The sequence below is a fragment of the Cyanobium sp. N5-Cardenillas genome, from assembly GCF_024345515.1.
GTDB lineage: Bacteria > Cyanobacteriota > Cyanobacteriia > PCC-6307 > Cyanobiaceae > Cyanobium.
On record NZ_JAGQBG010000162.1, the window covers coordinates 1 to 7,278 of the forward strand.

The window sequence follows — 7,278 nt, forward strand, 5'->3', positions numbered from 1 at the left end:
CCCCCGGCGCAGGGCGCCGCTGGCGCCTGGTGGGACGGTCCGCCCCCGGGGCCCCCTACGGCACGGTGCTGGCAGAGGGGGAAGCGATCCGGATCCTCACCGGCGCGCCCCTGCCCGAGGGGGCGCGCCGGGTGCTGCCCCAGGAGCTGGTGCGTCCCGAATCCCTTGGAGAGGCGCCTGGCGCCGACAGCCTGGTGCTCACCGGGACGGTGGGGCCCAACCCCTGGATCCGCGCCCCCGAGGAGGAGGCTGCCGCCGGTGATGTGCTGCTGCCGCCCGGGGAGCGCCTGGGGGCCGCCGCCCTGGGGCGGCTGGCCAGCTGTGGTGTGGCGACCCTGCTGGTGAGCGCCCGGCCCCGGGTGGGGCTGCTGATCAGCGGTGATGAGCTGGTGGCGGCCGGTGCGGCGCGGGGCCCGGGCCAGATCTGGGAGAGCAACGGCACCCTGCTGCGGGCCCTGCTGGAGCGGCTGGGCTACGGGGTGAGCGAGCAGCGGGTGGTGGCCGACGATCCGTTTTCCCTGCGCCGGGCGCTGCTGGAGCTGGCTAGCGGCTGCGACGTGGTGGTCAGCACCGGTGGGGTGTCGGCCGGTGACAGCGACTGGATCCGGCCCCTGCTGGCCGAGCTGGGGGAGGTGGGCTTCTGGAAGCTCTTTCTCAAGCCGGGCCGGCCCTTCGCCTTCGGCCGGCTGGGGACGCGGCCCTTCTTCGGCCTGCCCGGCAATCCGGTGGCGGCGGCGATCACGGCCCTGCAGCTGCTCTGGCCCGCCCTGCAACAGCTGGAGGGGGGCGAGGTGGTGCTGCTGCCGCGGCTGAAGGTGCGCCTGGCGTCGCCGCTGAAACGGGGCGCCGGCCGGCCCGAACTGGCCCGGGCCCGGTTGCAGGTGGATGGCGATGGCGCCCTGTTGGCACTGGTGGAGGGCAGCCAGGCCTCCTCCCGCATCGGCTCGCTGCAGGGGGCCGACCTGCTGCTGGAGATCCCCGCCGAGAGGGGCGCCCTGGAGGCCGGCGAGGAACTCTGGGCCCAGCTGCTGCGGCTGCCGGTGCTGTGAGTCAGGTCGCGCCGTCGCCGATGGTCCGGGGGGCGGGGATCGGGGCGGGGAGGCCGTCGATGCTGCGGCGGTTCTTGCGCTGCCAGTAGCGCTCCAGACCTTCGGCCCCCTTGCGGCGGGCCCAGCTGTCGAGGGCGGTGCGATCGCCGCCGTAGGCGTACGTCGGCACCGCCATGCCGCAGGAGGTCTGGACTTTGTCGATGGCCAGATCGAAGATCTGTCGGGCGCCGGCCAGGGGCTCGAACAGGCCGTAGAGCGCGTCCCAGCCGTCTTCGCCGCACTGGATGGTGCGGGCGGTGCCATAGAGCCGCAGGATCTGGGGCGGGCCCTCGAAGGCGCAGAACATCAGGGTCATGCGCGGGCACTGCTGCACGTGCGCGGCGGTTTCATTGCCGCTGCCGGTGAGGTTGAGCCAGATCACACGGCTCTCGTCGAGCACCCGCAGCGCATCCCTCCCCTTGGGGGAGACGTTCACCGTGCTGTCCGCCGTGGCGGTGCCGACGAAGAACAGCTTCTGGACGGCGATGAAGGCGATGTGGTCGGCGCTGAGGGCGCCGCAGGACTGGCCCATGGGACTGGGGGCGAGAGGTTCAGAGAGGGGTGTTGCCGGCTACCCAGGTGCCGCGGCCGCCGCTCCACTCCCGTTTCCAGAAGGGGGCGTGGTGCTTGAGATTCTCCAGCAGTTCCTGGACGCAGCGCAGCGCCGGGCCGCGGCGATCCGCCTGCACGGCCACCAGCACGATCGCCTCCCCCGGGGCGATCCGCCCCACCCGGTGCGCCACCAGCACCGCCCCGACTCCATGGCGGGCCGCGCCGGCCCCGGCGATGGCCCGCAGCTGGGTCTCGCTCATGCCGGGGTAATGCTCGAGCTCCAGGGCCTCCAGGGGGGCGCCGCTGGCGGTGGTGGGGCGCACACGGCCGATGAAGTGGCTTTCAGCGGCCGTCCCCGCGGCGCCAAAGCTCCGCTGCCAGGCGGCCAGCAGCTCCAGCGGCTCGAAGGGTGCCTCCAGGAGCTTGATCACGATCGGGCGTTCCGGGCTTGGGGTCGGCATCGCTCAGCCTCCGGTGATCGGGGGCAGGAAGGCCACCTCGTCGCCGGGGCGCAGGGGGGTGTCGGCGCTGGCGAAGGCCTGGTTGATGGCGACGCGGATGGTCGGCGGCAGGCCAGCGGCGCCGGCGGCGGATCCATCGTCGAGGGCCAGCCGCTGCCAGAGATCGGCGGCGCTGGTGGGGCTGGCCGCGAGGGGGACCAGACGCTCAGCCCAGCCGGCCCGCTCCCGCAGGGCGGCGAACAGCCGCACCCGCACCGCGGTGGCGAGATCTGGAGAGGGGGCGACCACGGGACGGCGGTGCAACGATCAAGGTGTTGACTCTGGGCCACGGGGGCCTCAGGCCCCGTCTGGCCTCAGCAGCCGCACCGGATCGCCCACGGCCACCGGGCCGGGGGTCACGACGCTGAGGCGGATGCCGGCCACCACGCCGTTGTGGCGGGCGGTGGCCCGCAGGATCTCCAGGTCTTCCCCCAGGGGGCCCTGGGCCAGGGTGGTGACGACGCAGCGGGGGCAGCCGCCGTCGACCCGCAGCACGAGCTGCTCGCCGATTTGCAGACAGGAGCCGCCCCAGGCCTCCTCCACGAAGCCTTCGGCCCCTTCGGGTGTGCGGATCAGCAGGTTGGGGCGGAACCGTTCCACGGCGAAATCCAGCTGGGGTTCAAGCTGCCGCAGCCGCTCCAGGGTGGCGGTGGTGATGGCGTGGATGGGGCAGGCATCGAAGAAGGTGCCCGCGGGCAGTTCCAGGGCGTTGGTTTCGTCCTGGAAGGCGCGGCCTTCCACCGGCGGCCAGTACTGGTCGAGGCTGGCGCCCTCCGGGGGGGTGTCGAGCAGGCTCACCCGGCGCCCGAACAGCGCACTGAAGAAGGCGCCGACATCGGTGGCGTCGCTGCAGAGCTCGGCGGTGCCGTCGTCCTCGCGGGGGCCGATCACCACCGGAGGCAGGGGCGTCGATGGTCCGGGTTCCTCTCGGAAACGGGCGCGGTAGCCGAGCAGATCCTTCCAGAGGCGAGGGTTCTTGGCGCTGGCCACCCGGCCGCTGGCGTGGTCCCAGAGGGCATAGGCCCGATCGCCCCGGATACCGCGGGCCTCCACCTCCAGCCGCTGGGGAGAGTCCCCGAGCATCGATTTGACCGGGTAACGCCAGAGCGTCTGCACCGTCCCCACCAGCTCCTGCACGCCCGAGACCCGTTGTTGCCTTCCCACTCTGCGGGCCGGGGCGGGACAGCTCCGGTAGCAGGACCTACCGTCCGCCCAGGGTTCGTTCGGATCCACCGGCTGGGACCATGAAGGAATTCATCCACCTGAGGTCGTCCCGGTTCCAGCTGCTGCCCGGTGAAGCCGAGGAGATGGTGAACGAGGGGCTGGTGGGCAAAGCCCTGGCCCTCTACCTGCAGGAGAAGCTGCGGCGCCTGGGCCGGGACGTGCCCTTCGTCTGCTGCGAAGACTGGGGCTGGTGGGTGGAGCTGGCCGGCACCCCCTTCCGCTTCGGGGTCTGCGTCTACAGCCTCCCCAGCGACGGGGATCGGGCGGAGTTCTGCTGCAGCGACGGGGCCAGCGCCGAGCGGATCTGGAACTGGAAGACGTTCGGGTGGATCGACACGGCGCCCTGGGCGCAGGCCCTGCACGGCGAGCTGCTGGCCATCTTCCGGGAGGATCCGGAGGTGGAGCTGCTGGGCAGCGGCCCCACGTTTCCCTAGTTCCTCACCAGCGCCTGTTCGAGCGAGAGGCGATCCCGGAGCTCTTCGGGCAGGTGGGTCCAGTGGCGGGCGATCAGGTCGGCCAGCTGCTGGCCGTTGACGAGGCTGATCCTGGCGAAGCCCTCTTCTCCAGCCGCCGCCGCCGCCGCCGGCTGGAAGTCGGCGGTGGTGATGTAGACGCCGTGGCCGCCGAAGGGAATGAACTGACGCAGCTCCCGCACGGCGTCGGCACCGATCCGCGCCCCGAGGTTGCCGCGCTGAAACCGGGCATGGATGCGGATGCGTACCGGTAGGGAGAGGTTGATGTCGCCGCGGGCATCGAAGACATCGCGCAGGGCCCCGTGGTGTTCGGCCCGCTCCCAGTCCTCGAACCCGAGGGCATCGAGCAGATGAACCACGAGCCGCTCGAATTCGGGCGGGGTCAGCTGCATCAGCTGTTCCAGCACGATGCGATGGGACTCCTTCCGGGTCGCCGGCGGGGCAGCGGCCACCACGTTGGGGTTGCTGATGGCCCGGATGAATTCGGCCTCGTGCTCCACCATGAACACGGTCAGCAGCGACCGCATCCGGGTGTGGGCCGGGACGGTGAGGAGGGTGCGGATGGAATCCCGGAACGGGGTGGAGAAGAGGTCCAGCCGGATCGGTTCGGCCGCCCAGGTGACGGGACGCCGATGGCGCAGGGGACAGCCGTCGTCTCCGCTGGGGTCGTAATAGGGCGAGCCTTCGTCCACGACGCCGTGGATCAGAAGGTCGGTATCCGCCGAAGGAATGATGACGTGGTCGCTGGCCTGAATCTCAAACAGAAAGCGGTGGATCTCGTTGACGTAATTGGAGAGCAGGATGGCGCTCTGGATGTCCGGGAAGTAGCGCCGCACCACCGCGTAGAGCTGCTCCCGGTTCCTGACGGGTCCGAGATCCTCGCTGATCTCCCGCCAGCCGATGCCGACGAAGCCGCCCCTGAGGAAATTGTCCGCATACATTCCGCCGCCCGCCCGCACGCACCAGACGTTGGTCATTGCTGCACCCCGGGGGGCCCCTTCAAGGCGCGGCTCATGGCAGGAAATGGGGTCGGGAGGGCAGCCCTGGTGGCGCCATGGAGGGCCAGCTGCAACTACAGCCTCTGAGTGCGAGCTCCGGGCAATTGTCGCGAATCTTGCCGGGAAGTGCATCCTCATCAACCATGAGACGCAGGAGAGCCGTCTGATACCTCGGAGCTTAAGGCATCACTCACCATTTCTTAGTTCTTTGGCCCAAGTCGCCGTACGGCCCGCTCCAGGGAAGGTGCCAATCCGCGCCACTCCCGCCGTCGGGGGCTCCAGATCTGGCCGCTCCGCAGAGCCTCGAGGCCGACCAGCACCATATCCTGTCCTTCGTTCAGCTGCAGCGCCTCCAGGGGCACCGTCAGCGGGCCACGGAAGTAGTAGGCGCTGAGCTGGGCGTCGTGGTGCTCGAACCAGAGCGGCAGCGGCGGCGCCCCCCAGCCGATCTCCTCCTGCAGCTCCCGCAGCACCGCCTGCTCCGGCCGCTCCCCCGGATCGAGGTGGCCGCCGAACAGGCCCCAGCAGCCCGGATGGACAATGCCCTCGATGTCGTCCCGCAGCTGCAGCAGCCAGCGGCCCTCCCGCTCCAGCATCCCCAGCGCCACCGCGAAGGTCATGGGCGGATGGACGCCATCGAGCGAAGGGCCTGGGTGGGGGGAGTCTGGCTGGGGATGGGCGCGGTGGCAGGGCCAGGCCGTCACCGCCCATGGCGCTCTTCCACTGCTTACCTAGCGTTGTGCCAAGAACCCTCCGAGCACCGGCCCTTGGGTTGGCCGAGATCCTGACCCTGTGAACGCCGCCGATCTGGTTTTCCTGGCGCTGCGTGGCGCAACGGCTCTCCTCTGTCTGGTGGCCGCCCGGGGTGCCCTGCGGCGAGCCTGCCTGCCAGGCCAGCCGCGGCCACGGCGCTGGCGGGCCCGGTTTGGCGCGGCGGTGCTGCTGGCCCTCGGGGTGTTCGCCCTCGAGGACGGGCTTGGCGAGGCCCTGGGTCGGCCAGGGGAACCACTGCGCTGGCGCAGCTGGGTGTGGGTGATCCTCGATCTCTCCATCCCCGCCCAGGTGCTGGCGGTGCTGGCCACGCTGCGCCAGCGCGACCGACTGGAGGCCGAGTTGGCCCAAGCCGCCCGCCGTGACCCGCTCACCGGCCTGCCCAACCGCACGGGATTCACCGAGGCCGCCAGTGCGGCGCTCGCTGCTGTGGCGCGCGACGGCCGGCCGGTGGTGGGCGCCATGCTCGATATCGACCACTTCAAGGCCATCAATGATGGTTGGGGCCACGCGGCAGGGGATGTGGTGCTGCGGGAGGTGGCCACGGCCATGCGTGGCGCGCTGCGCCCAGGCGACGTGCTGGCCCGCGTTGGCGGTGAGGAGTTCGCGCTGCTGCTGCTCGGCGTGGATACCGAGGCTGCCAGGCCCCTGCTCGAGCGGCTGCGTGCCGCGGCGGCGATGGTGCCCCACCCCGGAGCGCCGGAGAGGAGCGTCACCCTTTCGGCCGGCCTGGCGCCGGTTCAGGGCCTCGGTCTGGCCGCGTTGGAGAGCGGCCTGCGCAGCGCCGACGGCGCCCTCTACGCCGCCAAGGCCGCCGGGCGTAACCGGGTGGTGCTGGCTGGTTGAGGGGGACCAGTAAGATTCTTACCAGCTTCTGCGCGCGGGCACGTCCATGCGGATCACGTCCAAGGGCCAGGTGACGATCCCTCTGGACATCCGGCGCCAGTGCGGGCTTCTGCCCCACACCGAGGTGGTCTTCCATGTCGAGGAGGGGCGCGTGCTGCTGGAGAAGGCCCCTGGGCAGCAGGAGCCCGGGGCCGAGGCGATCCAGCGGCTGCGCCGGGCGCGGCTGCGCACCCGCCTCAGCACCGATGAATTGCTCGCACTCACCCGCGGAGACGCCGGCTGATGGTGCTGGTCGACTCCAACGTGATCCTGGATGTCGCCACGGACGATCCCCGCTGGAGTGGCTGGAGTGCCCATCAGCTCCATTACTGGTTGGACCGCGGACCGGTGGCGATCAACGCCATCGTCTATGGCGAGATTGCCTTTGCCTGCGAGACGATCGAGTCGGTGGATGAGCTGCTGCCTCCCCATCTTTTCGACTACCGGGCCCTGCCACGGGAGGCGGCTTTCCTGGCCGCCCGGGCCCATGCGGAGTACCGCAGCCGCGGCGGAGAGCGGCGCACGCTCCTGCCGGATTTCCTGATCGGCGCCCATGCCCTGGTGGCGCGCATGCCGCTGCTCACCAGGGATCAGCGCCGCTACCGGCAGGCGTTCCCGGGGCTGAATCTGATCAGTCCCTGAGCGTCGTGACCACGACGGGGCTGTGGGCCCCTCAGCCGATCCCCCCCACCACCGGCCACCAGGCGTCCGCGGCCACCAGCTCTTCTTCGCTGCAGCCAGCCGCGCGCCGCACCTCCACCGCCTGGCTGTCGCACAGGGAGCCGTG

11 protein-coding genes are annotated in these 7,278 nt (G+C 71.1%); 5 read left to right on the plus strand and 6 right to left on the minus strand.

What is annotated here, in order from left to right:
- Nucleotides 1-1,049, plus strand: a 1,049-nt coding sequence (locus tag KBZ04_RS12405) for a molybdopterin molybdotransferase MoeA (RefSeq protein ID WP_254992223.1), incomplete at its 5' end; no start/stop codon positions are given.
- A 1-nt stretch (nucleotide 1,050) separates the two neighbouring features.
- On the opposite strand, the gene KBZ04_RS12410 is transcribed toward KBZ04_RS12405, so the two are convergent.
- Genes KBZ04_RS12410 through KBZ04_RS12425 form a run of 4 tightly spaced genes read right to left on the minus strand, consistent with a single transcriptional unit; the run spans nucleotide 1,051 to nucleotide 3,277 of the window.
- Nucleotides 1,051-1,620, minus strand: a complete 570-nt coding sequence (locus KBZ04_RS12410) for a pyridoxamine 5'-phosphate oxidase family protein (RefSeq protein ID WP_254992224.1) — start codon at nucleotides 1,618-1,620, stop codon at nucleotides 1,051-1,053.
- 19 nt (nucleotides 1,621-1,639) lie between these two features.
- Complete coding sequence (locus KBZ04_RS12415; RefSeq protein ID WP_254992225.1) at nucleotides 1,640-2,101, minus strand: molybdopterin synthase catalytic subunit; 462 nt, start codon at nucleotides 2,099-2,101, stop codon at nucleotides 1,640-1,642.
- Nucleotides 2,102-2,104: 3 nt separating this feature from the next.
- Nucleotides 2,105-2,389, minus strand: a complete 285-nt coding sequence (locus tag KBZ04_RS12420; RefSeq protein ID WP_254992226.1) for a MoaD/ThiS family protein — start codon at nucleotides 2,387-2,389, stop codon at nucleotides 2,105-2,107.
- A gap of 48 nt (nucleotides 2,390-2,437) precedes the next feature.
- Nucleotides 2,438-3,277, minus strand: coding sequence for an MOSC domain-containing protein (locus tag KBZ04_RS12425; protein WP_254992227.1), 840 nt, complete (start codon nucleotides 3,275-3,277; stop codon nucleotides 2,438-2,440).
- Between the two features lie 107 nt (nucleotides 3,278-3,384).
- On the opposite strand from KBZ04_RS12425, the gene KBZ04_RS12430 reads away from it, so the two are divergent.
- Entirely contained in the window at nucleotides 3,385-3,798 is a 414-nt protein-coding gene (locus KBZ04_RS12430; protein WP_254992228.1) for a hypothetical protein, read from the plus strand.
- On the opposite strand, the gene KBZ04_RS12435 is transcribed toward KBZ04_RS12430, so the two are convergent.
- Nucleotides 3,795-4,814 (minus strand): restriction endonuclease, encoded by a 1,020-nt coding sequence (locus KBZ04_RS12435; protein ID WP_254992229.1) that lies wholly within the window; start codon nucleotides 4,812-4,814, stop codon nucleotides 3,795-3,797. The two genes, KBZ04_RS12430 and KBZ04_RS12435, sit on opposite strands and share 4 nt — an antisense overlap.
- Nucleotides 4,815-5,035: 221 nt before the next feature.
- Nucleotides 5,036-5,455 carry an NUDIX hydrolase gene (locus KBZ04_RS12440; RefSeq protein WP_254992230.1) on the minus strand — a complete coding sequence of 140 codons (420 nt, stop codon included), beginning with the start codon at nucleotides 5,453-5,455 and terminating at the stop codon, nucleotides 5,036-5,038.
- Between the two features lie 172 nt (nucleotides 5,456-5,627).
- Here KBZ04_RS12440 and KBZ04_RS14300 point away from each other — a divergent pair, with 172 nt between their 5' ends.
- From KBZ04_RS14300 to KBZ04_RS12455, 3 genes are read left to right on the plus strand one after another with little or no spacing between them, the layout of a single operon-like run.
- A complete protein-coding gene (locus KBZ04_RS14300) occupies nucleotides 5,628-6,452 on the plus strand; it encodes a GGDEF domain-containing protein (protein WP_254992231.1) in 825 nt (274 codons plus the stop codon).
- Nucleotides 6,453-6,498: 46 nt separating this feature from the next.
- On the plus strand, nucleotides 6,499-6,735 hold the full coding sequence (locus tag KBZ04_RS12450) for an AbrB/MazE/SpoVT family DNA-binding domain-containing protein (protein ID WP_254992232.1): 237 nt from the start codon (nucleotides 6,499-6,501) through the stop codon (nucleotides 6,733-6,735).
- Nucleotides 6,735-7,133 carry a type II toxin-antitoxin system VapC family toxin gene (locus tag KBZ04_RS12455; RefSeq protein ID WP_254992233.1) on the plus strand — a complete coding sequence of 133 codons (399 nt, stop codon included), beginning with the start codon at nucleotides 6,735-6,737 and terminating at the stop codon, nucleotides 7,131-7,133. Before KBZ04_RS12450 ends, KBZ04_RS12455 begins: the two co-directional genes overlap by 1 nt.
- Nucleotides 7,134-7,278 lie beyond the last annotated feature (145 nt).

What these genes read in the sequence shown, in the direction of transcription:
- KBZ04_RS12430 (WP_254992228.1), top strand. Translation starts at nt 3,385, where the DNA reads ATGAAGGAATTCATCCACCTGAGGTCGTCCCGGTTCCAGCTGCTGCCC.
- KBZ04_RS12440 (WP_254992230.1), bottom strand. Translation starts at nt 5,455, where the DNA reads ATGACCTTCGCGGTGGCGCTGGGGATGCTGGAGCGGGAGGGCCGCTGG.
- KBZ04_RS12435 (WP_254992229.1), bottom strand. Translation starts at nt 4,814, where the DNA reads ATGACCAACGTCTGGTGCGTGCGGGCGGGCGGCGGAATGTATGCGGAC.
- KBZ04_RS12455 (WP_254992233.1), top strand. Translation starts at nt 6,735, where the DNA reads ATGGTGCTGGTCGACTCCAACGTGATCCTGGATGTCGCCACGGACGAT.
- KBZ04_RS12410 (WP_254992224.1), bottom strand. Translation starts at nt 1,620, where the DNA reads ATGGGCCAGTCCTGCGGCGCCCTCAGCGCCGACCACATCGCCTTCATC.
- KBZ04_RS12450 (WP_254992232.1), top strand. Translation starts at nt 6,499, where the DNA reads ATGCGGATCACGTCCAAGGGCCAGGTGACGATCCCTCTGGACATCCGG.
- KBZ04_RS12415 (WP_254992225.1), bottom strand. Translation starts at nt 2,101, where the DNA reads ATGCCGACCCCAAGCCCGGAACGCCCGATCGTGATCAAGCTCCTGGAG.